The organism is Amycolatopsis sp. AA4 (assembly GCF_002796545.1).
GTDB lineage: Bacteria > Actinomycetota > Actinomycetes > Mycobacteriales > Pseudonocardiaceae > Amycolatopsis.
On the sequence record NZ_CP024894.1, the window covers coordinates 90,270 to 115,195 of the forward strand.

Below are 24,926 nucleotides of genomic sequence, written 5' to 3' on the forward strand. Positions count from 1 at the left end.
CCGTCCGGAGATGCCGGGCCGCGCGGCAGGGAGGTCAGCCACGAGCTGCTCCCTCCGCGCGGCCCGGCTGTCCGGTCTCGTCAGGTTGTGCAGGCAACACGAGCCGCAAGAGGCCTCGGGGAGAATCCGGGTGCTGGATTCCCGGTCGCCTTTCATCGCTTCTGGCCAGGGAGTTCGGTGTCGTCAGCCGGTATGATCGACGCCTCCAGCCGAACCGATGCCGTCCAGGGCGTGCCGAGCACGCTCGTGAAGACGGCATGTGAAATGCCGATCGACGCGCTTGGCAAAAGAACGAACCCGATACGGCAGCACGATTCATCTCCGGGACGAGCGGATGCAGGTCGTCAACGACGGGCCGAGTGATCCCGTAATGCGTGGCCAGGTTGGAACGCCCCGATCGCGGTTTCGGCACTGACTGCCGACAATCGGACTTTCGCCCGAACGCCGTTGCCGGAGAAAGCTGCAGCGGTATGGACAGGACGATCGGGGCGAGTTCCGGCTGTACGCGGGGAATCTTGATCACGTCGTTAGCGAGCCCGGGCGGCAAGGCGGCGTCGGTTACCGCGATCACCGGGCCGCCCCGGGCTTTGATTTCCTCGATGGTCGAGATGTTCTTGGCGAGCAGTTCGTCGTCGGGCACAGTGGCCCGTGTTTGAGTTCGGACGGCTGGTACGCCTCTGCGTGGACGTGGGAGATCTCCTTGAGCTTCTGCGCGCCTTCCCTGGCGACCGGCCAGCCACGCACGCGGCCGACGAAGAACATGTGCTCCGCCTCGGCGTAGCGTGCGGCGATCGCGGCGATGTCGTCTTCCGTGGCGAGGATCTCGCCGATGCGGGCTGGCAGGTCGGCGAGCCCTTTCACCATGCGGCGGTCCTCGCTCAGGGGACAGGTCTCGCACCCTGCCGAGCTCCAGGGCGAGCAAGGCCAGCGCTACTCCCCTGTTGGTGAAGGATTTGCGGGCCGTGACGGAGAACTCGGGGCCGGCGTGCAGGAACATGCCGCTGCCGCATTCTCGTGCGATCGAGCTGCTGACGACATTGACCAAACCGACGACCCTGCCGCCCTTGCTCTTGAGTTCGTGCAAGGCGCCGTCGCGTCCGTGGGTGCAGACGGGATGATCGCGAGATTGCCCGGGGGATAGGCCGTTCGCATGGTCGATGGCGGGGCCTTTCCGCAGGACAGTGGCAGCTCATCGCGCTGGCCCGCGCCGCGCTCGTGCACCCGCGACTGCCGCTCCCGACCGCGGCACCGTGCGATGGGCCGGATCAGCTGCGAACGCATCACGCTGGTCATCCTTCACCGGCTCACCACCGCGCAAACCGCAGACCGGATCGTGGTCACGCGCCAGAGCCAGATCGCGGAAACAGGCACCCGCGAGGCCTTGCTTGCCGCGAACGGCGAGTACGCACGGCTCTGGGGCATCCACCGGGAATACGTGGGATGGCCCCGGTGACAGACCCATTTCCGGCCGCTCTTCGACAGCGCGGAGAGCAGCGAGAACGCGAGGGCACGCGCCGCCGGGAGCAGGTTGGCTTGCCGCGGTGTGACTCGGTCTCGCCTGTCTCGTGGAACGTGGTCGACGTCGTCGGCGGATTCGGATCGCCGTCCGGGCCGGGTTTCGGGCCCGGGTAGGTCTTGGCTCCGCTTTCGTTGTCTGGCTGAAGATGCGGGTTCGGTGGGTGCCGGACCGTGGTCGGTTCGCGGTGTTGTGCGACTGGTTCGTGGGCGCGGCTCGGGCAGTGTGCGGCCGTGCTGTGGCTCCTCGTTGTGCGGGTGAGGTCGCGGTCGGCGATCAGATTGGTTTCTTGCTCGCCGGCGCACCGTGAAAGTTATTGAGTGCACAGGGATTTCCGCGGTCATCGTCGTTGTGTGCGGCGGCGACACGGTCTGGTCCGCATCGGTGTGCCAATGCTGCCGTTTGTTCGCAGCCAGTGTCACGGACGGGTTTTCGCGATGCCGTGGACGCTTGTGCTGGATCTCGCGGGCGGGGTCGGAGGGCGCGGTTTTATGCCGGGTGCCGTTCCGTGCGCGGCTCGGTTCCCGGTCCGGCTCCGGCCGGTTGTTGTGGTGGCCGGCGTGTGTTCACAGGGTGCCGCCGGCGGTGAGGATATGTTCGGTGGCGGCGCGTGCTTGGTAGGGATGCAGGGGGCCGAGTTCTAGGGCGCGGGTGGTGTGGGCTTCGAGGAGGTGCCAGCGGGGTTGTCTGCTGGGCGGGTGGCGGGGGTGGGGGTACAGGTGCCACCAGTGGCCGTTGCCGGGCGGGGAGTTTCGTGCCAGGTACCACCAGGTGCGGTCGTCGGGGGACTGGAGCCAGCGGTGGTGGCGGTCGTGCTGGTCGCACAGTGTCAGCCATCGGCTGGTGCCGGTGCCGGGCTGGAGGTGTTTCATGCTCAGGGGCGGGGCGAGGCAGTAGGTGCAGCGGCTGTGGGCGCGGTGTGTGCGGGCGGTGATGCGCTGCGGGTCGTAGGGGACGGGGGCGGCGAAGCCGGCGGCGGCGGGCGGGGGGTGTTCGGGGGGCCGGGTGCGGGGGTCGAGGATGAGCAGCCGCACGGGTTTTCCTGTCTGTGAGTGGCGGGCGGCGCTGGCCGGAGCCGCGGGGCGCGGGACGGTTGCGCGGACCGGGTGCCGTCCGGCCGGTGGCGCGGGCCGGACGGCAGCCGGGGCGACGGGGCGGAAGTGCGGGTCAGCCGGCGTCTGCCGGTTCCGGCACGGGAGCGGGCAGGGGTACCGGCATGGGAGCCGGCATAGGAACCGGCATGGGCTGCTGGCCGAGGAACGCTTGTGCCGCCGCGAGAATATTGTCGAGGATGCTCTTGGCAGCGTCCGAGAGCTGGCCTGTGTCCGCTTGGGCGTGGACTGTGGCGTCTAGTCCGGAGCCGTGGAGGTCGGCGTCAAGGCCGGCACCGGTGGCGTCGGCGCTCGCGGTGAGGCCGGGGATTTCGAGGGCGGCGCTGTCGCCGGGGCCGCCGCCGTCGGGGCCAGCTCCGTGAGTGACGGAGACGGAGGCAGGACCGGGGGAGACGGCGTTGCCGATGATGCCGTCGAGGGCGTGGCTGCCGAGGGACGCGGTGGCGCCGCAGAGGCTGATGCCGCGCGAATCGCAGCCGTCGGCGGCGGGGGTGCCGGTCGCGGCGGCCGCGACGGCGGGCGAGGCCAGGACCGCGCCGGCGCCGGCGAGGGCGGCCAGCAGCCGGGCGAGTGTGGTGCGCATGGGTTTTCTCCCGTGTGTTCGGGGCCCCGGGGCGGGGCTGAGAGGGGTGTGCGAATTCGGGACCAGGCAAAACCTCCGGACGTCGTTCCGCCAAAGCCAATCGGCCGCAATCACCCGGACGGGAGACAAACCGCCACCCGTCCGGGCGACGCCGGCCACCTTTTCCGGTCCGCCGAAAAACCTGAAAATAGTAGTGGGAACTTCGCGTTAATGGGTGCTTGCGAAGCGGAGAATCGCGGGTTGCGCCGGGCGGCGTTTATTGTCCCCGGGGTTCGTCCTGCGGATTCGGCGGCGATCGCCTCTGCGGGACGCGGTCTTCTGAGCAGGGGTTTCGGCGGTCGTCTGGGCCTTGAGCGGGATCGGCGCGACGGAACGGCGCTTGCGAGAACTGCCTGCGCAGGCCGGAAAAATGCGACGTGATCCGGATCACGATCGAGTGGTTTTGTGTCGGATGCTGGACGGGCAACGGGCGTTTTCCTAGATTTCCCCGACATGAAGTCTTTCCGGGCGTTTTCTGGGGTGCTGCGCGGTTCGCTGGTCACGACAGTGCTCGCGGCGCTGGTCGCGTCGTTGACGCCCGCGGTCGCGGCGGGGAGTCCGGCGGCGTCGCCGGTGCGCCAGGCCGCGGCGGCGGAATCATCCGGCGGGGGGCTGGCGACGAGCGGTGCGCGGATGGCGGGGCCGGCGTCCGGCGGCGTCGGCGTCCGGCAGGCCGCGCCGCCTCAGGTGCCCGAGGACGTCGAGGTCACCTTGCCAGGCACTTCTTCCCGGATGCGTGGCGTGCGGATCCCGGTTCCGGGCGTGGAGAAGTCCGGGATCGTCGTGGTGAAGGATCTGTACGGCCCGGCCATCGAGGACGCCAAAACCCCGAAAGTGGTCAAGTTCGAGGATGCTCCGGGCGGGGCGGCGGAAGCGGAGCGGTTCGTGAAGCGCATGCAGGACGCGGTCGCGGAGATAGCGAAGTCTCCGGACGGCGCGCGCCTGCTGCGCGGGATCAGCGAGATGCGTCCCCTGGACCAGGTCGGCATGGACTTGGCGACCGGGCAGAAGGACGTGACTGTCGTGCTCCACCGGAGCGCGTGGGGCGAGCGCGACGCCAAATACAGCAACACCGCGTTCACGATGGCCTACGACGACACGCGTGCGGCCAACGGTGTCGGGTCCCCCGCCGAGATCGTGGTCCCGAACGAAAGCTACGCCATCTTCGGGGTCAACCTCGAAAACAGCCGACGGTACATGATCCGCGAGCAGGACGCCCTGGCACACGAGTTCATCCATGCGTCCCACTACCTCGAGGGGAGCAGGTACCCGCATTCAGCCGACGGGTCGCCGGTGCCGATCACGTACACGTACACCACGTACCTCGGCGAGAAGAAGCACAGGGAAGTGGACATTCCTCTCGAGGAGATCCGCACGCTCGGCGGCCCGGACGCGCTCCTGGCGGCCGAGCAGCAAAAGGTGCACGGCCTGCAGCGTCTCGTGGACAAGGCGATCGCGAACTCGCGGCTGGTAATGGACACGTACATCAAGCTGGCTCCAGACCGCGCCACGAAGAAATTGCTGAAAAAAATCCGGGACGCGCGCAACGCCGCCCCCGACGTCACCGAAACCTCGATAGCCCAGCAGCTGGGAATCACCCCTCGCCGGCACTACGCGAACATCTCCGGCACCGCCGACGCGGTGACGGCCGCGGCGAACGAGATCAGCCAGGACAAGGGGATCCACTGGAAAATCGTCGAGGGCGAAGTCAAGATCGTGCGAGCCGGGACGACGATCACCGTCGAGGACACGCGCGACCCCGCCGCGGTCGAGCAGAGGCTGGGCGGGCAGCCGCAGGCTCTTCCCTTGTGCCCCAGTTCCGGGGCCAGGGCGGCGTGCATCCCCAAGCAGGAGCCCAAAGACGTGCCCGAGGCAACCCGTTCCAGGGTCAACGAGAACTTGCAGTTCGTGAAGAGCAATCCTGATGCGGTCCTCTACCGGGGGGAGCCGATCGGGCATCCAGGGCTACGGGAGCAGGGAAGCGTCGCGAAGCCCGATTCCGTGTACCTGGGAGTGGAGGACGAGCGCGGGCCCGCGAAGGTGTTCTCGGCCGGGATCAGCGCGCCGGGGACGGAATACTCCACCCTGACCGACCAGTGGCTGCAGAACTCCCATCTGGACGTGCTGAAAGACTCGGGGTGGGTCACGACCACGGAGTCCGCGGACCGGGCGAAGGCCGAGGCCGTGCCGCTCTCGCGGGCGCAGTTCCAGCCGGGCACGTACCGGAGTCCGCCGAGGCTGGTGGCGTGGGGGTGGGTGTACGAGATCGAGCCGACCGAGTTCTTCGTGTCCGCGCAAGCCTCGGCCGCCCGGATCAAGAACGGATACCCGGACCTGCCGGCGGACAAGAAGGCCGTGTACAAGGATTTCGAGACGGCGACACCGCTGAGCGCGGCGACGCAGGCCACCCGGGAGTGGTCCGCGATCCGGCGAATCTCCCCGGAGAACATCATCGGCGCCAAGCACTACCGGGCGACCTATCAGGCGACCAGCGACGGTCGGGTCGCCGATCCGAATCCGAAGGTCGAGGAACTGCCGGCCGGCGACGCAGCGGCGAACCGGGCGTACAAGCCGGCCGCCGCGGGCTACGACCCGTACGCGGACCGCGGGTCGGGGTGGAGCGACACGGCGACGGTGTTCAAGCCGCTGGACCGGGATCCGTGGCGCGGCGCGGTCGAGGCGCAGAAGATCCTCCGCGGCATCCCGGTGACGGCGCAAACCGGCGGCACGCGCACGGGAGTGCAGCCCGACGCGGTGAACCGGCGGGCGAGCGACATCGTGCGGGACCTCCTGCAGGACAAACAGTTCATGGCCGAGATACCGAGGCCGGTCCAGAAACCGGGCAGCAAGGAGCTGGTCTGGAGCAAAGAGAACGCGAAGGCGGCCCTGGACAAGGTCCAGGGCCGGCTGAAGAACCAGTTCAACCTCACCGAAGGGCCGCTCAACAAAGCCTTTCTGGCGTTGTGGGCCTACGACATGTACGAACTGGCCAAAACCCACGAGAACGTCGACGGTCTCGAGATCGCGGCCCGGGTGACCGCGCTGGTGCCCGGCCTGGGCGACGCGCTCGGCCTCGCCGACGGGATCAACCGCGGGGACGCCGAAGCGATCGCGGTGAACTCCGTGGCGATGGCGGCCTTCATGGGGGCGCTGGTGGTCCCCGCCCTCGGCCAATTGCTCGGCGGCGCGGTGCTGACCTACACCCTGGGAAAGCTCGCCAGCGAGGCGGTCCGCTACGTCGTCAACGCCGTGGCACAGTGGTTCACGCCCCCGCCGGAATTCTCCCCCGACGCTCTTCGGCCGGGGGAGATCCCGACGATGCCGGCCGTCGACGTCCAGAACGACGTCGTTCCGTGCAGCACCGAACGCGTCATCACGTGGAAGCCCGACCCGCGGCTCAAGAAGGACGTCGACCTCGTCATCAGGGTCACCGCGGCCGACGGCGGAACTTACGAGATGGGCGCCGACCCGCAAGCCGGACGACGTGTGTTCCTCGACAGCAGCCAGACGCTCACGGCCGACCTGTTCTACCGGGCGAAACGACCCTGGGGAACGTTCGTGTCGCACCAGATCACCCGGCAGGACATCACCTACCGGATCGGGGCCGCCGGGCCGTTCCCAAGCCCGCGCAACAGGTGCATAGCGGACGCGGACCGGCGCGTGAGCTGGCCGGTTCAGGACGTCGGGTGGATCGCCGCGCGGTTCCCCGCCCTGTTCGAGACCCGGATCCCCGGCCGCGTCTCGGCGGCGTTCGCTTATCCGAACAGCTGGGACCAGCGAGACGGGCGCTACACCGCATTCGGGTTCTTCAAGGGCGACACGTTCGTCAGCTACGACGATCGGGAAGACCGCCTGCGCGACAACACGCCCAAGAAGATCGGCGACGCCTGGCCAGGCCTCGGGGGGAGCGCGTACGCGTCCGGAGTGGACGCCGCGGTGGACGTCAGGGACGACTACGGCGGTGCTGTCCTGCTGCTGTTCAAGGGAAACAAGATGGGCCGCTACAAGTACGCCGGGAGCAGTTCCCGGCTCGAGTGGGACGACACGATCGCCAACCGGCTTCACGGGCTCCCGCCGGAATTCGCCGACGGCGTCGACGCGGTCCTGCCCGACAGTCCCCGTTCGGGCGGATTGCCGGGCACTGACCGGATCGTATTGCTCAAAGGGGACCGGTACGCGCTCTACGACCTGCGGGAGCAGCGCAGGATCCCGACGGGCAGCGACCTGATCGCGGCCCGCTGGCGGGTGCCCGCGGGCGTCGACCTGCGCCGCGGCGTCGACAGCGCGCTCGCGATCAGCCCGGACCAGGCGATGCTGTTCGCCGGGCAGCGCGCCATCCTCGCACGCGACTCGGGGGAAGCGGCCTCGGTGCCGACCGGGTTGCCGGTGTCCGTGCAAAGCGCCTTCGAGGGCCGGCCCGACCGGTTCTGGAGTTACGAGGACGGCCCCGGCGGCTCGCCCCGGGGGCGGATCCGCACCGCCGCGGTCACGGACGCCTCTTCTCCGGACGAGAAGAAGAAGGCCACCTTCGCGCTGATGCCGTCCGACATCCCGAGGTGCTACCGCCTGCGCACCTCAGCCTATCCCGACCCCCCGCCGGGGGGTTTCGCCGACTGGGAGCAGCGGGCAGCCAGCGCCGACGATATCAAGTACTCCGAGGCGGGCCGCTACGTGTGCCCGAGCCGCGCGCCCGGCGGCGGGTTCGTGCTGCACCCCGCCGACCTCAAGAAGAAGACCGCGGACAACGGGCGGGTGCTGTACGCACAGGCCGGACTCGGCCAGACCGGCCCGTACTTCGCGAACCCGGCCGACCTCAGCCTCGTCGACCAGCGCGAGTTCGCGGCGCGGACGACCTGGCACATCCTCGCGCCGCACTGGAGCAGCGAGGTGGATCTCCCGACCGAGAACACGGCGTCGCTGGTGGACGTGGCGACCCGGCAGGCCGTCCTCAAACAGCGCGACGAGACCAACCTCGAGCTCGCCGCCGACAACGGCGACCTCGCATGGGAGCCGGGCTGGCGCTCGAAGTTCCGCCTCTACACCGCCGACGCCGACCAGTCCTGCTACACCTTCCATGATCCGTGGTCGAGGAAGGACCTCTACTGGGACAGCGAAACCAACAAGGTCTCGTTGCGAGACCCCAGGACCGCGAACGACCGGGGCTTCGCGTTCTGCACGGCGGCCGCCGGCGACGACGGCAAAGGGGGCAAGGCGTTCTCGCTGCGCCCGCTGGGCTTCGACGACCGAGTTCTGGGCTGGGACCCGGCCGCGGGCGCGTTCCGGATGACGGCGCGCGCGGGCGTGCAAAGCCTTCGGCTGTCGTTGGGAACGCCCCACCGGGGCACCATACTGCCGCTGATGGACGCGGTCGACACGACGCAGCCGTCCTCGGTCCACCGCCCGCCCGCCGTGTCTTTCGATCCGGTGCTGGGGCTTTCTCCGCTGGCGCCGGGAAAGACCGGCGAGGCGAAAGTGGTGTTCCGCAACACCCAGTGGTACACCTTCGACGTCTCCGGCACGGGAGCGGCGGTCACCCTCCTTGCTCCTGCCCATACCCGGTTCGTGCCGCAAAACCAGCTTCAGTGGGAGGTTTCCGCGGACGGCGGAAAGAGCTGGAACAAACTCGGCATCGCCTCGGCCGACTGCAAAGCGCTCGACGAGGGACAGCGCCTGGAGTGCCCGAAGTCGTCCGCCGGGAGTATCGCGCCCGGCGCTCTGATCAGGCTCTCGCCCGTGGTGTCGGTCGCCGCGGACGCCCCCGCCGACCGGATCCCGCTCCCCGGGCGTGCACTGATCGCGATGCGCCTGTCCCTGGCGCAGCGAGTCGGAACCGCTACCGCGGGCATTCACGTGTACATCCAGGATCCGAACAGGTCGGTCCGGGTGCGGCGGAGCGTCGTTGCGGCCTCGGCCGGCGAGCAGGCGCGGTTGCCGTTCGTGCTGGAGAACGCCGGGCATCACGTGGAGGCCGATTTCGGCCCGGTGACGTTCACCGCCCCGGAGCACTCCCGGTTCGAGAACCAGGCGGAGGTGTCCGGCCACACGGTGGGCAACGGGATTCCCGACACCCCGTTCACGGTGTCGGAGTGCGCGGTGCGCAGCCTGGAGGCCGGGAAACACGACAACAGGATCCTGGCCTGTGCGCACAACTCCCTGGGCCGCACGACCTGGCGGGGCGCTCTCGGCGACGCCGACGGCAAGGACAAGGCCGACGAGCGCATCGTCCTGGGGCCGCTGCTTCTGAGGGTGGATCAGGATGCTGCTCAGGTGGTGCTGACCGGCGGGACCGTGGCGATGACGCTGGCGACCGCGGTCGTCAAGCGTCCCGAGCTCGACGGCGGCGCGGTGCCGCTGGGCACGTACCCGGCGGGCGGGGCCGCACTGGCCAGCATCGTGGTAGTCGGGTCCGTCGGCTTCGCCGGCGCCGCCCGGGTGCCGTGGAGCGACGAGGGGATGCGGCCGTACGCGATGCTCGCTCCGGGGCACGAGGGCCCGGTCCCGTGGATGATGCGCAACACCGGGTACGAGCTGAAGTCCGACATGACCGGGACGGTGACGTTCCGCGCGCCCGCCCACGCGAGGTTCGTCGCGCCGAAGGACGGCAAGATCCCGATGGAGTACAGCTTCGGGACCTCGCCCGCATCGTGGCGGAACATGGAACCGAGCGGCGGCCGCGACCCGGCCAACACTCTGCACGACTGCGTCGCGACCGTCGACGGCAAGACGATGACGTGCCAGAACACCGGCCGGAAGCAGATGCGCTGGCAGGGCGGGCAAGGAGCGGAGGGAGGAAAAGACAAGAACGCGGCGGTCGTGCGGTTCCGCCCCACGATCAGGGTCGACGACGACGCTCCCGTCGACGCGCGGGCCCCGGGCGAGTGCGGGTCGGCGTCGGGCGACGGAACGCTGGAGCTGGCGAACGCGACGCAGTACACCGACGGCGGGAAATGGGTTCCGCGCGGCGACACGGGGAGGTTGTCGGTGCGGTCGGATCTGGCGCTCTGCATCGTCGACAAGACCGATCGGATGTCGCAACCCGACTCGCCGCCCGCGAAGGTCTTCCCCGGCGGCGAGACGACAGTGACGTGGGAGATCGCCAACAACGGGTACCAGCTCAACGCCGACTACACCGGGGACGTTGTGTTCACCGCCCCGGACAACATGGTTTTCCTCGCGCCGCCGGACCAGAAGATCCCGCTGCAGTACTCCGAAGACGGAGGCCGGACCTGGCGCACCGATCCGCGCAACCCGGCCCTGTTCGGTTGCTATTTCGCAAATACGGCGAAGATAATGACATGCAGGAACATCGGTGACAATAAAGCGTATCCGTACAATGACAACGCTTGGGCAGGACTGTGGGGCAACGACCTGGGCGGGAAGAAATTCGCGCTCCGGTTCCGGTTCCAGGTTCAGGCCAGGATGAACGACGACGCCCCGGTCGGGACGTGCATGAACGGCGGGACCGCGACAATGAACCTCGCCAACGCGCGCCGCGCCAACGGCCAGGGCGGCGAGGACAAAGCCGCTCGATGGAACCAGCTCGGTTCGATAGCTCTCACCGGGAAGCTCGCCGTCTGCACCGAGAGCGGATTCCCGGACGCGAAGGACCGCTCCGACACCGGCAAGCCCGCGCTGAGCGGGCGGCTCTCGCCCGACGGCACCGGACCCGTCCCGTGGCTGGTGAGCAACGCGGGACCGAACGTCTCGATGGACTACACCGGGACGATGGTCTTCCACGCCCCCGACCACACCACCTTCGTACCGCAGCCGCGCGACTACATCAGGCTTCAGTACTCCTACGACGACGGGAGGAGCTGGGTGGACGCTGACGGGAACGCGGGCCTGTACCGCTGCCGGACCTCCTCGGACAAAAAGACGATGACCTGCAATAACACCGGCTGGAAGGGGCAACAATGGTACGGTTCCTCTGGAGACGGCAACGGGAAACGGAAGTTCCAGATGCTGCGTTTCCTGCCGATTTTGCACGCGGACGCGGACTCCCCAGTCGGCAACTGCTCGTCGGGGAGGCAGCCCAGCTGGTTGACCCTCGACAACGTCGAGCAGGACAATCCGCAGGGCGGGAAGAACAAGTACGGCACGCAGTACGCGTTCGGGACCTTGCGCACCTGCTTCGTCAACGGGTTCGAGGGCAGCAAAGACAGGGCGCCGATCACCAGCGAGCTCGCGCAGTGGGGGACCGCGGAATGGCAGGTCAGCAACAGCGGATACGAAGTCGTCGGCGACTTTGCCGGCAAGGTCGTCTTCCACTTCGGGGTACCCGGGTACGCGGGCTTCGTCAAACCGCAGGAGGGGAAGCTCCCGTTGCGGTATTCACTGGACGACGGGAAGACCTGGAAGAGTGACCGGGCGCTGACCGGCTGCGCGATCAGCAATGACAAGCTGACAATGACGTGCGACAATACGCAGAATTCCGGAACCCGATGGTACGGAGCGCTCGGGAACGCGGCCGGCCCGGACGCTGAAAAAGACAAGCGTGAAGGGATTTATCAAATTTTGCTGCCTATCTGGGTCAGCCCGACACTGCGTGGACGGTGCCTTCCGGACGGCACCGGAGTGCTGTCCATCAAGAATGCCGTTCAATGGGACGGCCTGGCCGCCCGCCCGATCCCTCGCGGTGAGATGAAAGTTACCGGAAAATTGAAAGTCTGCGTGGCGAAGCCGGAGAAGTGAGGCGATCAAGGTTTCCCGGAACGCGTCTCGCGCGCCGTTCGCGGGGGTAGCCGCGGAAGGCCGGCACTGGATGCCCCAGCCCGACGGAACCCTCGCCGATCGCAACTCGAGCCTGTGCCTGGACACCAAGGACGTCGGCACCGCCGTCGGCACGCCGCTGGTCATCAGACGGTGCATCGGAAGCGCCAGCCAGAAATGGCAGCCCGGCGACAGCCAGCCGTCCTGACCCCGGCCCGCCCGGCAGGGGCTGCGCACCGGCGGAAGCAAGGCCGCGCCCACAGCGGCCGGTTATGCGGACGCTGTGGGCGCGCCCCTGCCGGGTGCCGATGCGGAGCGTCGGTCGTAGTCGTCATGGTCGTCGCGTCAGCGCACCCCGCGAGGCTCGCGGCAGCCGCAGGGCCCGTCGCTGGCTTCCCGATGCTCCTCCGCGGCCCCGGACACGGCCGCACCGCCGTCACCTGATAGGTGGGTGTCCCGCTCCGGGGTTGCAATTTTCCAGGGGTGGCCGCAGTATTTAATCCCAGTTTTGCTTTTCGACCGGAAAACCGCCCAGAGCTTCGCACAAGGGGAGTCGTCATGCGTTGGAAGCGACGTTCCGTCACCGCCGCCCTCGCGGTTTTCGCGGCGAGTGCCCTTCTGCCCGTCGTTCCGGCAGCTGCGTCCGCGGCCGACAGCTGCGACACCAGCAAGCTCGGAATCGCCGCGTGGACAGGCAGCCTTGCCCCCGGACTCGTCGGCACATACAGCGGCACCGTCACCCATCAGACCGAACCGCCCGCCTTCAACGACGGCCCCGCCACTGTCGTCCTCGCGAGCCTAGGGCCGGTCCTCACCACCACTGCCAGCGGAATCTACGCGTCGCAATGGTTCCCCGGCACCAACCCGAACGGACCTTTCGCCACCCTCTCATGGAAAGCGGGCGGGCTTGATTTCGTCCTCTCCGCAGAGAGCTGCGACGCGAACAACAGCGTCACCCAAGCCGAACTTTCGATCTTCAAGGGCGACGACAGCGGAGCTATCGCCTCGGGCATGCTGAACCAGGGTCTGTAGAAACTCCTTCCGCTCAACCAGTGCCGCGGCCCAGGACTCCCGATGACCTCCACCGCGGCACTGGCGAGGGCGGGGGTCGGCGTTTCCGTTTGGTCGGCGCGGCGCGGTTCTGGTCCGGGCCTGCAGCACAGGGGCGACGGCCGAAGGAGGGCCGCGAGCCGAGCCTGGCGGACGGGCGCGTTTGTCAATGGCCAGATTTCTCCGGCTCTGGCTCAAAGTCCGTGACGGGCAGCGCCCGGCGATCGGCGGTTCTGCGCGGGGGCCTCGGTCCGGCGGTCGGCCGGTCGCGCGGCGGTGCGCTGACGGTTCGTCGGCTTTGGCAATGCGGTGAACGGCGTCGTTCATCGCGTTCTCTAGTCGTGCTCATTGATGTGAATCCGGTTGGGCTCAACGCTTCGCTCTCGCCCACATGACAGCCGCGACGACGGCCACGACCCCGGCTGACGCGATCACAGACGCCCCGTGAGACCGCTGGCGCACCGTTACGGATACCGGTTGCGGTGCTGGTGCGCTCTGCGCCGCCCGTGCCTGGCCGGTTCTTACCTCCTTGCGTGCGTCCACCAGTACCGGGATGAAACCGATGCTGACCGCAAGCAGTGCCGGTACGGTAGCGGCACGTGCCAATGCCTTCGGATCGGGAACAGGGCACGTTCCCGGGACACACACGAACATGGAGTCGAACGCTCTCGCGAGGACCAGCCCTGCGATGACGATCAGCCAGTACGCGAAAAACTTCCAGAGCGCGGATTGGACATTGGCTACCGTTGCGCCGTCGTTCAACCGGACCGCAAGAACGAACGCTCGGATCAGCAACAGGCCCAGCAACCCGGTGAACCCGAAATATACTCCCAACGTCACACCGAACGCCTGATCCGAAGGGCTCCAGCTAACCCCGGTGAAAGACAGCCAGCCCAAGGCCGTCAGGACAAACGAGACGCCGGCGAGAAACAGGGCTACGAGAGTCGTGCCGTAAACCAAGGTGTATGCGGCGCGGTCTGGGAGGCCGACCGTCTCGTATTCGGCTTTGGACAAGTTCAACCGGCCCGCGGGCGTTCCGAAAAGAATCCGTTGGAGACGCGTTCGTGAGTCTGTTCCCGTTAACTTGCGAATGTTCATAACGCGCCACGATGCCACAGCAAGACCATAAACCCTTCAGGATCGGCGGCAGTCGCGCAGCCGGAAGCCTCCGCGCACCCCGTTCGGGAGCGATGGCGGAGACGTCGGGCACGCTGGTCGCGAGCGAAAACTTCGGCCCGACCGCGCAGGGGCCGACGACGATGCGGCGTGCGCTCATGAAATCGCCGACGAAGTCAAGCCCGGCGAAACCCCGGACCGTCTACGCCGAATACGACCCGATCGCGGGCGTCTGCTCGCAGGACCTGGTTGAAGAACCCGGAAACGCAACGGAGTCCGGGACCATCGGATGGCCGGCGGTGGTGCTTTCTCCCGACGCGGACCGGCTCCCGCGGTCGGGCGGCTGAGTGGTTCTCCTCGGCCGCGGTTACGTAGCTGTCCGCATTCCGGCGGGTCATGCCCCTGTTCGGGGGCGGAAAGTTGATCACGCCGTCGTGTTCCCCATGGCATGACGAGGTGGCCGAGGGAGGGGAATGATGGGTTCGCGACGGTGCCGGACAGGTTGAGAGCGGCGAGAGGGAAGGCCGGGCGAAAGCGGCCAGGTACGGCGAGGCGGACTGTGCCGAAGTGGTCGGGCGGATCGGGGCCGCGATCAAGGGCGGGGGGCGCGGGGGTCGGCGGGCACTGCCGGGAATCTTTGTCGACCACGTTCGTCCAGCGGCGCTTGTCGGTGCGGGCTTTCGGCGAACACCTGGGTGTCGCGGCCGAACGGTTCGGCAAGGGCGACCGCTCGACGGCCAGGGTCTTCCCGGAAACCCCGACGATGCCGCCGCCGGGCAGCACAGGGCGCCGATGCGTGGTCTGGACACCAACGCCGCCGGAGTCGTCACCCTGGGCAAAGCCGTCAGTCAGGCTGCGGAGGCCATCGCCGCGGTGCGGGCCACGATCTGCGACGCCGACGAGCTGGCCCGCAAATACGGGTCCCGCCGCAGGCTTTCGGATCCGGCGGCAAATCGGCACGGCGGCACAGCGGCACAAACGGCACAAACGGAGGCGAAACGGGGCACACTGGCCTGGACACGCCACCGCTAAGTGGATCTTCAGGACGTTGTATGTGCTGGTCAGGGTGCTATGAGAGTGGTGGGCCGCCTGGGGCTCGAACCCAGAACCTACGGAGTCAAAGCCCAGGTGAGTGGCTGTTTCTCGTCATCTGCCGATCTTGGCCGTGACCTGCGCGGGTGCGCTCCGCGGATGATCATGCCCGGTCGCCGGTTCTCGTCGTTTTCGATCGTTTTCCGGGGGAGAACCGGGGAGTTGATCATGCTCTCTGACGGTGCCTGACGCTCGCGCGCTCAGCCCGCGTCTTACCTGCCCACACTTCCCCCAACCCCGATACGAAGCTCCCACGCGGTCGGTAGGACCGGGTCAAGGCACGCTTTCCCGCCTTGACGCGGTGCTACCGACCGTTGTCACGATCAGGCTTCGGGGTGGTTCTAGGCGATGCTTCTGCGTAACAGGTCGAGGATCCTTGGCGACTGTTTCCGCATGGGTGGGATGTCCGGTTCTGGTGCGAGGGCCATGCGTGTTGTCGGCGGGCGGCGCTGGGGCCCGGCACCGCTGGCGGCCGCGCGGCCCGGCCGGTGGGCGGAGCGGAGCGGGAGCCCGCCGTGCCGGGATCGCGGCGGCCGCCCAGGTGAGGGGCTACGGACCGCAGCAGGCGCGCCGCCCGGCGGCGCGCCCTTGATCCCATAGAGCCAAGTTCGGCAGCTACTACGAAAGGCGCCAAGTTGTCCGAAGTCGTTGTCAGTAATGAGCACGCTCCTCGTGGGCAATTCCTTCGTGACTATTTGTATTTAGATATTGAAAAAGTCAGGTCTATTGCCGGGCAGCTAGAATTCGGTGTACCCGAAGAGTTTCGTGAGACTGATGCGACCAAAAGGAAGAGATCGCTCGGCTGGGAGAAATTTGTCTCCGGAAGCAATGAATCAACGGAGGAGCGCTACTTGCAGCGCTCAGTCGTTGATTCTCTCTTCCCAGAGCTAGAAGCAGCCTTGGAGGACGGTTGGCTTGTTGATATTACCGAAGAGTTTGGGGCAGGCGTTGATAAGTTCTCGGCAATCAAGTCGATTAGGCCGGAAGGTTCCATCTTTCGTTTAACTGCCCCAGGGGTTCTTTTCGACTTTGAATATTTTGCAGATACATTATCCAGCTTCTCTGCAGCCGCTGGAGGGTTTGAGGATTTCACGAAGTTGATGCTCGCCGATGATGGCGGTTCTGGGGACAACCTCAAGAAACCCAGTCAAAAGCGTCCTCCGAAGGCGGCGAGGATCGAAAACTCATCTCGCTACAGATCCATTCCTGCAGACGCGACAGCAGAAGACTATATTGAAGAATTTGAAGCAGCGGACGGCACTTCTCCTGCCCTATTTCGAAGTATGGCTCGCTTGACTAGAGGAATTTCGCGTCCTGGCATGACCTTGATCGTCGAGTCAAGCGCAGACGAGGATGCACTCGTGCTTGCCGCTCGATTCCAGCAGAACCGCAGGTACTTCGACGCCGATTCTGCAACTGTCGCAGCAAGGTATGGCTTGTCTAAGCAGAACTGGACGATCATCGGAACAATTGGCCATTGCACGCAGTCTGTCGAAGATGTCAAGCTGCTCAATCAATTAATGAATGCTCGTGGATCCGTAGATTCTAAAGGTAACTTTTCGAGAAAGTACTTCATCGACACGGTGTCATCCTTAATCCAGAGCTTTGGAGCTTTTGGCCTATCGGATATTCCTCAGCATCCGGGTATATCTGTGATCCCGATCGCTGTCTATCGGTCTTTTTCAAGAAACCCGTAATAGTGTTAATGCCTGATTGAAAGAAGTATAAATTGACCCTTCTTGAGAATTTGATCGAGGGTGCTTCTTCCGGAAATTCCAAGGTGGACGCCCTTCTCCGTCAAGTCAAGGTGCTCGCGGCAAGAGCTGATTCTATTGTGCTTGATCATTGGGTTGAGAAAGAACTATCCGGGTATGGATCAGGTGACGAACTTCCGCAGTATCGACATGCGGTCGAGGTGGAGGTCATCGGTCATTTCAGTGGCCCGTTTAATTCCGGTTTGCAGAACGCGCCTATTCCGAAGATGGCATTCCCGGAGTTCTTTCGAAAGAATGGACTGTTCCAAATCGCCATCGTCGATCCAATATCCGTTGTGGAGGAGTTCTCGAATTCGAAGACGCCTCTAAGGGCTCCTTGGCCCGCCGACGTGGTTGCACTGGCGAATGGGTTGATTCAGTCGGGACAACTGGAATTATATCCTCAGATGGGCATTCAGCAGGCGTGGCGGCAAATTTCTCCGACTGTTTTCAAGGCAGTGCTGGGGAGCGTGCGAACCAGAATTCTGGATTTGGCTCTAAGTCTCGAGAAAACCTCACCGATGGCTGGTGAAATCGGTGAGCCTGGAGTAGGTAAAGAGTCTCTGGCTAAGTATGTCACTAATATTTTTGGCGGCAGTAACAGTGTTGCCGTTGCTAGCTCAAACTTTTCTCAGACCATTGATATGGTCCCGAAAGGGGACGAGGCGGCACTTCTTAAGGCGTTATCTGACGCCGGGGTGGACGAGTCTGATATCCATGAGCTAGAAGAGTGCCTCAAGTCGGATCGTGCTGATGCGGGCGGACAAGACCCAGATAAGCCGGGTTCGCGAGTCCAGGGTTGGCTTGGCCGAATTTCACTCGGCGTAGCCGGCGCGGGCGGAAAAGTGGCAACGTCGGCCGCGGGCGGTGTGGTTGCCGCATTGATCAAGTCGTATTTTGGAATGTAAATAATATGAGACTATTATGAATAGAATGGCTCTATGAATAGAATGGCTCGGGATCATTGAGGAGTCCTCGATTAATTCGCGCCCTAATGGAATGATGAATTCTCAATTCATCTACTTGCTTTGGGGCAGTCCACTCAACTTCACGGCTCTCGTCGCTTGTGCGGAGAGTGCCGCCGGTCGCTTGAGCGCGAAAGCAAATCGAAAACTCTTGCCTAACTTCGCCGTCGTCGTATGCGATGACGTGTTTTGGGTCTGAGTACAGGCCGATAACTCCTGTAACTTCGCATTCGATTCCAGTTTCTTCTCGTACTTCTCGAACAGCTGCCTGTGCCAGGGTCTCACCAAGCTCCAGTTGGCCCCCCGGGATTGAATACAGATCGTTGTCGGTCCGGCGGATCATCAGAATCCGCCCTTCGTCGTCCTGGATGAAGGCCGATACCGCGACGGCAATGCTGTTTGCCTTGGGAGCGTTCGGATCGTTGTAGTAGTCGACGCGTGCCATGGAGTGCCTCCTAGATGGTGGCGGGCTTGGCGAGGTTCCAGACGGTCTCGAAGCTCTCCGAGTAAGTCTCGAAGAGGTCCCCTGCGGAGAGTCGGCGCAGGTGAAGGGACGGCGCGTGCGCGCCCTGGAACCCGTAGACGTGCGTGTTGATGATCATCTCGTCGTCGAAGCGGAAGATGGAGTTGTAGAGCGTCGTGTTGTGGAATCGCATCTCGACGCCTTCGACGCCGACGAGCGGCCGGTAGAACGCCAGCGCGTTGCGGACGCGCGCGGGGAGCGTCCCGTCGCCGAGCTGCTCCTCTTCCCCGCGCAGGGCGACGCTGTCGCCGTCCGGGTCGCCGAATGCCAGGCGGATCTTCGCGCCGGCCGCGGCCTTGGCTGCAAGGTCCTTGATGAACCGCGGGCGCTCGACCAGAAACAAGGCGGCGTGTACCAGGATCTCCACGGTCTCTGACGCGTCGTTGATCAGCCGGTCCCACAGTTCGACCGGGATCGCGTTCCGGTGCGGGAACACGCTCACGACCTCGGCGGCGGCGGTCTCGGCCCGGCGTTCCGGTGCGACGGAGTCCGGCCACAGGTAGGTTTCCGATTCGCGCGCCATCGCGGCGATCTTGTGCCGGTGTTTCGGGTACGGGGTGCGGCCTTTGGTGATCCACCGCTCGACCGTCTTCTGGTCGACGCTGAGGGCCTTCGCCACCTGTTCCAGCGTGAGCCCGTTGCGCAGCAGCGCGTCACGCAGCCGTTCGTTCGGCATCCGTACCCCCTTGGGACTTTTAGGGACGTCTTCGACCGTACCAGGGACGTCCCAAGATGTCCCGCCATGTGGTGATCATGTCCCGCCTTTTGCCGGAGATTGGGTGGCACGTTGCCGAGACTCGCTCGGCGGCAGAACCCGAAGGAGGCAGACATGATGACTGAAAGGACGGCCTCGGCCCTCGGCGGCGGGTCGAGCGGTCCGGCTGCGCAGGTGTCTCGCAAGCGTGTGGTTTAGGCGCGGGCGACATGCGCGACACGGTCCAGATCCACGTGACGGCAGACCTGCCGATCCGCGTCCGCGCTCTGACGTACGCGAACCGAGCGGAGATCCGCTTCGGCAAGGCGTTCCCCGTGGTCCTGCTCGTCGACTCTGACGCGATCGCGGTTCTGGGCAAGCAACTTCACGAAGCAGAGACAGCGCTGAGCGCAGCGACACGGACGGACTGCGGCGGCGAGACGCCGGAAACGACTGACTGACAAAAGACACTGGGAGCTAGCGGTTATGGCTATCGAAAAGGGACACCGGTTCGCGATCGACTTCGACGAGGCGTTCCCGCAGGGGCTTGTGATGGTGGGCGAGGTGATTCCGGACAACGAGTTTCAGTCGCGGGAGGATCGTGCTGCGGGTCGGCCGGTGCGTCAGCGCGTTGACGAGGCGACTGGCAAGCGGCAGTGGCGGGCGGCCGTGACCGATCCGGGCGAGACGAAGGCGAAGCGGGCCTCGTTCGAGGTGACGTTCCTGGCGGACGTGCAGCCGGTGCCGACGACGGCGGAGGCGTTGCCGGGGATGCGGCCGGTGGAGCTGGAGGGCCTGACGGCGGAGCCGCGCGTCGGCGGGCAGGGGGAGTTCAAGTACCAGACGTACGTCTTTCGGGCGACGGGGTTCAAGGCTGCTGCGGGGAAGTCGTCGTCGAGGTCGGCGGGGGCGTCGTCTCCGGCTGGTGAGGGCAAGGCGGCGTAGATGGGTGTTCTCGTTTTGCAGACAGGGACGATCCCGGGCCGGAGGTGTGGTTGATGCGTGGGACGGATATGGCGAGCCCGCGTGCCCGCGGCCTGGGTGCGGCGTTGCGGGATGCTCGGATCGAGGCCCGGTTCGGGCTGCGTGAGCTGGCGCGGCGGATCGGGGTGAACCCGGCGTTGTTGTCGAACTGGGAACTCGGGCAGCGGGTCCCGACCCCGGAGGAGGTGTCGAACGTGCTCGGCGCGCTCGGCGTGACCGGGGAGCGAAAAGCCTGGATCATGCTGCTGGCTCACGGCGTGACGGGGCCGAGCTGGTCGTCGGTGGGGTCGCAGGCGGACCCGGCGCACTACACGATGTTGATCGCGCACGAGCGGGTCGCGACGTCGGTGACGGTGTGGGCTCCGCTGTTGATCCCGGATCTGTTGCAGGTTCCCGATTACGCGCGGCTGGTGTTCGGCCCGGATCTGCGGGACAAGGACAAGCTGGAGCAGGTGGTGGAGAGCCGCATGGACCGCAACCGGATCCTGTTCGGCGCGGGCGCGGTGAAGGCGCAGATGTTCATCGGCTCGGAGGCGCTGCGGAACCACTTCGGGGACGCGGAGGTGATGCTGCGGCAGACCCGGTTTCTCAAGGATCTGATCGGGCTGTCGCGGACGATGACGATCCGACTGGCTCCGAGTCAGGCGGTGACGGAGGAGGCGTTCAGCCGGTACACGCTGAAGGACACCTCGGACGTCGTGTACTGCCCGCATCGCGCGATGGGCGTGTTCCTGGTCGGCAATGAAGCAGCCTCGTACAAGGTGACGATCGATCGGCTTTCGGCGGCGGCGTTGTCCCCGGCGGAATCGCAGGCGCGCCTGTCGGTCGTGGTCGACCAGCTTTTGAAAGAGGTGAAGGCGCAGCGGCGGGCGACTGACGCCGGGCTGAACCGGCTCCTGACCGGCGAGGAACCCGAGGACTAGCCGAAAAACCAAGCGAGTACTGAAAAAAGCGCACGGCGACGTGTGCTGTGTTCAACGCGCCCTGATGCGCTTGGAATTGTTCCGTATAAACGCAGAACCGGCCTCTGGATGCCAACCTTCACCGGTTCTGCGCTGTCCACTGGGAAGTGAACAATGACGAACATAACCGGTTCTGGACGGCGTGCGTCAACGGGGGTCACCCGGATGCGTTGCGCCGCATGCAAAAAGTTCACTCGCCTCGTGCGGGGCGAAACGAAGTGCGCGGCATGTCAAGGAATGCTGCCGCTTGACCTCGCCGCGGCTGAGGGCGGTGAGCGCCGATGAATGCGGCGGTGTTGATTGCTGTCGGCGCGGGTGTCGCGGTGGTGTTGTGGGTGCTGGCGAAGCTGGGGCGTGCGTTGGCGTCCATTGTGGAAACGCTGGCGGCGTTGGCGTTTCTGGGTTTCGCGTTCTGGACGGTGCTGCGGGCGGTCGGCTGGCTGGTGCGGCAGATCGTGACTCGGTGGCGGACCTGTCTCGCGTTGGTCGTGATCGTGGTGTGGTTGCGGTGGTGGGGCTGGCTGTCGCTGACGGTCGTGTTCGTGACGCTGGTGCTGATCGCGGTGGTCTGGAATCAGCTCGACGTGGTCGGGTTCGATCGGTGGTGCGGTCGGTGGATGCGGGCGTGGTGGCTGCGCTGGGCGGTCTACGGGCGCAAGCTGCCGGACTGGTTGCATGCCTGCGGACTGACTGTCCGCGACGAAGCGATCCCGGTGGACGTGACGGTGAACCTGGTGTCGCGGCGGCGGAAGCGCCAGGCTGTCACGCAGGCGCGGAAGACGTCGGGGGTGGCGGTGCCTGCGTTGGTGCGGGTGCGGTCGGGTGCGTCGTGGGACGAGGTTCGCGTCCGGTTGGTGCCGGGGCAGAAGCCGGAGGATTTCGACGAGGCGGCGCGGGCGTTGGCGACGGCGCGGAAGGTGTCGCGGGTGCAGGTGCGCGAGATCGCGCCGGATGTGGTGTCGCTGGACTTCATGCGCCGCGACCTGCTCACCACCCCCGTGAAATCCCAGCCCCTGCCCGGCTTGGAACCGGCTCGGGTGAACCTGCGCGCGGTGTTCGCGGGAACCACCGAGTACGGGACGCCGTGGCGGCTGCCGCTGACCGGTGCGGGCGCGCACATCCTCGTCGCCGGTGCCAGCGGTGCGGGGAAGAACTCGGTGATGTGGTGCCCGCTGGTGTCGGCGGCCTCGGCGATCCGTTCCGGGCTGGTGCGGGTGTCGGGTGTGGACCCGAAGGGCATGGAACTGGCTTACGGGCGCGGGATCTTCGCCCGCTACGCGGTCTCCGGCAAGGACACCCTCGAACTCTTGGAGGGTCTGCGGGACGAGCTGGAACGGCGGAAGCGTGAGTTCGCTGGGAACACGCGGGATGTGCCGTTGTCGGCGGAGTTTCCGTTGGAGCTGCTGGAGTTCGACGAGATCGGCGCGTTGACCCGCTACACCGACCGCAAGACCCGCGAGGCGATCGTGGAGCACGTCGCGGTCCTCAACACTCAGGGCCGGGCGTTGGGGGTGTCGGTCCGCGGCTATGTGCAGGAGCCGACGAAGGACACGGTGCCTGTGCGGGAGCTGTTCACCCGCCGCGTCTGCCTGCGCGTCACCTCCAAAAACCACGTCGGGATGGTGCTGGGCGACGGCGCGTACGAACGCGGGGCGTGGGCCAACCGCATTCCGGAGACGATGCCCGGCACCGGTTACGTGTGGGGCGAGGGTATTCGCGAACCCCTGCGGGTCCGTGCGGGCTGGGTCTCGGACGAGACGGTGAAGGCCCTGGAGCAGTACGTCACCAACGGCGGCGCCCACCACCTCGACCAGGCACGGGCTGAGGAAAGGAGGGCGGCATGAACCGGCTCATGATCTTCCTCGACGCCATCCGGGACCACCTCGACCTGCACCAGCTGCCGCCGGTCGCGTCACTGGACGTCTCCGCGTGGTCTAGGCCGATCACGGTGCAACTGGACGTCGACGGCCTGGCCGAGGTCGCCCGGGCGCTGCTGACCTGGGCGAACACTCTCGACGACGTCACCGCGACGTTGTGGCGGATCGCTGCGGGCGGCTGGGTGCACGTCGGGATCGTCGGCCGGACGCCGTGCGGGATCCCGGTGCGCGTTTACGGCGCGGTGGTGTTCGACCCGAGCGTGTTCCCGGATCTTCCGGCAGGGGACAGGCAGCCGATGCCGGTGCAGGTGCTGCGCGGGTGGGCTTCGCGAGGGGAGGCGGCGGCCTGATGGAAGGGACACGAGCGGAGCGGATGCGGATGCCGTTGGCCGACGATGTGATCCGGGCGACGGCGGAGAAGCACGGGGTGTGCGTGCGGCCGTTCACGATGGAGGTCGGCGACCAGGACACCGGAGAGTTGCGGTACGTGCCGGTGCCGTGCGGGTCCACTGTGGAATCGGTGTGCCTGCCGTGTGCGCGGAAAGCCAAGGCGCTGCGGCAAGTCCAGTGCCGCGAGGGCTGGCACCTGACCGAAGAACCCGACCTCACGCCCGACGAGCCAACCGAGGACCAAACCGAACTGTTGGCCTACCGGGCTGATCTCGTCGCCTCCTACCGCGAAGTCGCCGACACCGACCCCGCAGAAGCGGAAGAACTGAGGGCCGAGATCCGTGGTGTGGACGAAGAACTTCGGCAACTCGGGGTCCGGGGCCGTCTCCCCTCCGTAGACCTGCCGACCAAGAAGCCGGTGAAGCGGTCGACCAAGCGGCGACAGGACGCGCCGAACCTGCCCCGGCGCAAGGTCGCCAAGACCACGGTAGGCAGGGAGTACGCGGGGCGGTTCCGTCCGTCGATGTTCGTCACGCTGACCTGCGACACCTACGGCCCGGTCCGCGGTGACGGTTCGCCGGTGAATCCGGCCGCCTACGACTACCGGCGGGCGGCTCGGGATGCGGTGCATTTCTCCGCGTTGGTGGATCGGTGGTGGCAGAACCTGCGCCGGGTCGTCGGGTGGGACGTGCAGTACTTCGCGACCGTGGAACCGCAGAAGCGGACCGCGCCGCACCTGCACGCAGCGATCCGGGGAACGGTGCCGCACGAAGTGATCCGGCAGGTCACCGAGGCGACGTATCACCAGGTGTGGTGGCCGAAGCACGACGAGATCGTCTACGCCGACCGGATGCCCGCGTGGGACGGCCCGGAGCGGGGATTTGTCGACCCCGACACCCGTCGACCCCTGCTGACCTGGGACGACGCGGTGGACCAGGTCGAGGAACCGGCGCACGTGGTGACCTTCGGCCGCCAGGTCCACTCCAAGGGCATCCTCGGCGGCACCGAAGACGCCGGCCGCCACATTGGCTACCTGACCAAATACCTCACCAAGTCCACCGGCGAAGTGGTCGAGGCTGACACCCCGGCCCTGGCCGATCACCACGACCGGCTCCATGCCGAACTGGCCGTCACGCCCTGTTCGCCTCGCTGCGCGGTGTGGCTGCTCTACGGCATCCAACCCAAGGGAGCCAACGCAAAAACCACCCCGGGGCACTGCAAGGGCCGGGCGCACCGACGGACCACCCTCGGCCTGCCGGGCCGTCGGGTTCTGGTGTCGCGGAAGTGGTCGGGCAAGACGCTGGTGGATCACAAGGCCGACCGGAAGGCGTTCGTGATGGACGCCCTGGCCGCTGTCGGGATCGAGAAGCCGCAACCGGATCCGGCGCGGCTCGTCTGGCGCAAGGTCGACGCCGCCGACCCGCACGTGCCACCCAGACCGCATCTGGTGATGCACGCGATCGCCGAACGCATCGCCTGGAAAGCCGAATACGACCGCGCGCTACTCGCGGCTAGTCCGCCGGAAACTTCGGCAACTCAGCTCGCGGCTTGATCGGGAAG

21 protein-coding genes are annotated in these 24,926 nt (G+C 66.3%); 14 read left to right on the plus strand and 7 right to left on the minus strand.

What is annotated here, in order from left to right; translation table 11 throughout:
* Nucleotides 1-34: 34 nt before the first annotated feature.
* Both CU254_RS44860 and CU254_RS44865 read right to left on the minus strand, forming a co-directional pair.
* Entirely contained in the window at nt 35-640 is a 606-nt protein-coding gene (locus CU254_RS44860) for a hypothetical protein (protein ID WP_369871108.1), read from the minus strand.
* Nucleotides 568-864, minus strand: a complete 297-nt coding sequence (locus CU254_RS44865; RefSeq protein WP_009071698.1) for an SIS domain-containing protein — start codon at nt 862-864, stop codon at nt 568-570. The genes CU254_RS44860 and CU254_RS44865 overlap by 73 nt, the downstream gene beginning before the upstream one ends.
* Nucleotides 865-1,150: 286 nt before the next feature.
* On the opposite strand from CU254_RS44865, the gene CU254_RS00440 reads away from it, so the two are divergent.
* Nucleotides 1,151-1,453, plus strand: a complete 303-nt coding sequence (locus CU254_RS00440; RefSeq protein WP_158687972.1) for a hypothetical protein — start codon at nt 1,151-1,153, stop codon at nt 1,451-1,453.
* Nucleotides 1,454-2,082: 629 nt separating this feature from the next.
* On the opposite strand, the gene CU254_RS00445 is transcribed toward CU254_RS00440, so the two are convergent.
* Nucleotides 2,083-2,550: a hypothetical protein gene (locus CU254_RS00445; RefSeq protein ID WP_009071701.1), complete on the minus strand. Its 468-nt coding sequence runs from the start codon at nt 2,548-2,550 to the stop codon at nt 2,083-2,085.
* A gap of 133 nt (nt 2,551-2,683) precedes the next feature.
* Nucleotides 2,684-3,211 (minus strand): hypothetical protein, encoded by a 528-nt coding sequence (locus CU254_RS00450; protein WP_009071702.1) that lies wholly within the window; start codon nt 3,209-3,211, stop codon nt 2,684-2,686.
* Between the two features lie 492 nt (nt 3,212-3,703).
* Between CU254_RS00450 and CU254_RS00455 the strand changes: the two genes are divergently transcribed.
* From CU254_RS00455 to CU254_RS00460, 3 genes are all read left to right on the plus strand, one after another.
* Nucleotides 3,704-11,941 carry a M91 family zinc metallopeptidase gene (locus CU254_RS00455; RefSeq protein ID WP_078560671.1) on the plus strand — a complete coding sequence of 2,746 codons (8,238 nt, stop codon included), beginning with the start codon at nt 3,704-3,706 and terminating at the stop codon, nt 11,939-11,941.
* A 70-nt stretch (nt 11,942-12,011) separates the two neighbouring features.
* On the plus strand, nt 12,012-12,167 hold the full coding sequence (locus CU254_RS42835; RefSeq protein ID WP_158687973.1) for an RICIN domain-containing protein: 156 nt from the start codon (nt 12,012-12,014) through the stop codon (nt 12,165-12,167).
* Nucleotides 12,168-12,442: 275 nt separating this feature from the next.
* Nucleotides 12,443-12,991: a hypothetical protein gene (locus tag CU254_RS00460; RefSeq protein WP_159396474.1), complete on the plus strand. Its 549-nt coding sequence runs from the start codon at nt 12,443-12,445 to the stop codon at nt 12,989-12,991.
* A 387-nt stretch (nt 12,992-13,378) separates the two neighbouring features.
* Here CU254_RS00460 and CU254_RS00465 read toward each other — a convergent pair whose 3' ends face one another.
* On the minus strand, nt 13,379-14,107 hold the full coding sequence (locus CU254_RS00465; protein WP_009071710.1) for a hypothetical protein: 729 nt from the start codon (nt 14,105-14,107) through the stop codon (nt 13,379-13,381).
* A 92-nt stretch (nt 14,108-14,199) separates the two neighbouring features.
* Here CU254_RS00465 and CU254_RS00470 point away from each other — a divergent pair, with 92 nt between their 5' ends.
* The 4 genes from CU254_RS00470 to CU254_RS42845 all read left to right on the plus strand — a co-directional run bounded on the left by CU254_RS00470 (nt 14,200) and on the right by CU254_RS42845 (nt 17,879).
* On the plus strand, nt 14,200-14,472 hold the full coding sequence (locus CU254_RS00470; protein WP_009071712.1) for a hypothetical protein: 273 nt from the start codon (nt 14,200-14,202) through the stop codon (nt 14,470-14,472).
* 445 nt (nt 14,473-14,917) lie between these two features.
* On the plus strand, nt 14,918-15,157 hold the full coding sequence (locus CU254_RS00475; protein ID WP_037712111.1) for a hypothetical protein: 240 nt from the start codon (nt 14,918-14,920) through the stop codon (nt 15,155-15,157).
* Nucleotides 15,158-15,852: 695 nt separating this feature from the next.
* A complete protein-coding gene (locus CU254_RS42840; RefSeq protein ID WP_158687974.1) occupies nt 15,853-16,914 on the plus strand; it encodes a hypothetical protein in 1,062 nt (353 codons plus the stop codon).
* A 32-nt stretch (nt 16,915-16,946) separates the two neighbouring features.
* Nucleotides 16,947-17,879, plus strand: a complete 933-nt coding sequence (locus tag CU254_RS42845) for a hypothetical protein (protein WP_009071720.1) — start codon at nt 16,947-16,949, stop codon at nt 17,877-17,879.
* 31 nt (nt 17,880-17,910) lie between these two features.
* On the opposite strand, the gene CU254_RS00480 is transcribed toward CU254_RS42845, so the two are convergent.
* Nucleotides 17,911-18,381 (minus strand): NUDIX hydrolase, encoded by a 471-nt coding sequence (locus CU254_RS00480; protein ID WP_009071722.1) that lies wholly within the window; start codon nt 18,379-18,381, stop codon nt 17,911-17,913.
* 10 nt (nt 18,382-18,391) lie between these two features.
* Nucleotides 18,392-19,135, minus strand: a complete 744-nt coding sequence (locus CU254_RS00485; RefSeq protein WP_009071724.1) for a DUF5919 domain-containing protein — start codon at nt 19,133-19,135, stop codon at nt 18,392-18,394.
* Nucleotides 19,136-19,383: 248 nt separating this feature from the next.
* Here CU254_RS00485 and CU254_RS00490 point away from each other — a divergent pair, with 248 nt between their 5' ends.
* The 6 genes from CU254_RS00490 (at nt 19,384) to CU254_RS00515 (ending at nt 24,918) form a co-directional block, all read left to right on the plus strand.
* A complete protein-coding gene (locus tag CU254_RS00490) occupies nt 19,384-19,614 on the plus strand; it encodes a hypothetical protein (RefSeq protein WP_009071726.1) in 231 nt (76 codons plus the stop codon).
* 25 nt (nt 19,615-19,639) lie between these two features.
* The gene (locus tag CU254_RS00495; RefSeq protein ID WP_009071728.1) at nt 19,640-20,098 is read left to right on the plus strand and encodes a hypothetical protein; all 459 of its coding nucleotides are present in this window, start codon (nt 19,640-19,642) and stop codon (nt 20,096-20,098) included.
* A gap of 53 nt (nt 20,099-20,151) precedes the next feature.
* The gene (locus tag CU254_RS00500) at nt 20,152-21,060 is read left to right on the plus strand and encodes a Scr1 family TA system antitoxin-like transcriptional regulator (RefSeq protein ID WP_078560674.1); all 909 of its coding nucleotides are present in this window, start codon (nt 20,152-20,154) and stop codon (nt 21,058-21,060) included.
* Between the two features lie 320 nt (nt 21,061-21,380).
* The gene (locus CU254_RS00505; RefSeq protein WP_009071731.1) at nt 21,381-22,943 is read left to right on the plus strand and encodes an FtsK/SpoIIIE domain-containing protein; all 1,563 of its coding nucleotides are present in this window, start codon (nt 21,381-21,383) and stop codon (nt 22,941-22,943) included.
* Nucleotides 22,940-23,326, plus strand: a complete 387-nt coding sequence (locus CU254_RS00510; protein WP_009071732.1) for a hypothetical protein — start codon at nt 22,940-22,942, stop codon at nt 23,324-23,326. The genes CU254_RS00505 and CU254_RS00510 overlap by 4 nt, the downstream gene beginning before the upstream one ends.
* Nucleotides 23,326-24,918, plus strand: a complete 1,593-nt coding sequence (locus tag CU254_RS00515) for a replication initiator (RefSeq protein ID WP_009071733.1) — start codon at nt 23,326-23,328, stop codon at nt 24,916-24,918. The genes CU254_RS00510 and CU254_RS00515 overlap by 1 nt, the downstream gene beginning before the upstream one ends.
* The last annotated feature ends 8 nt before the right edge of the window (nt 24,919-24,926 follow it).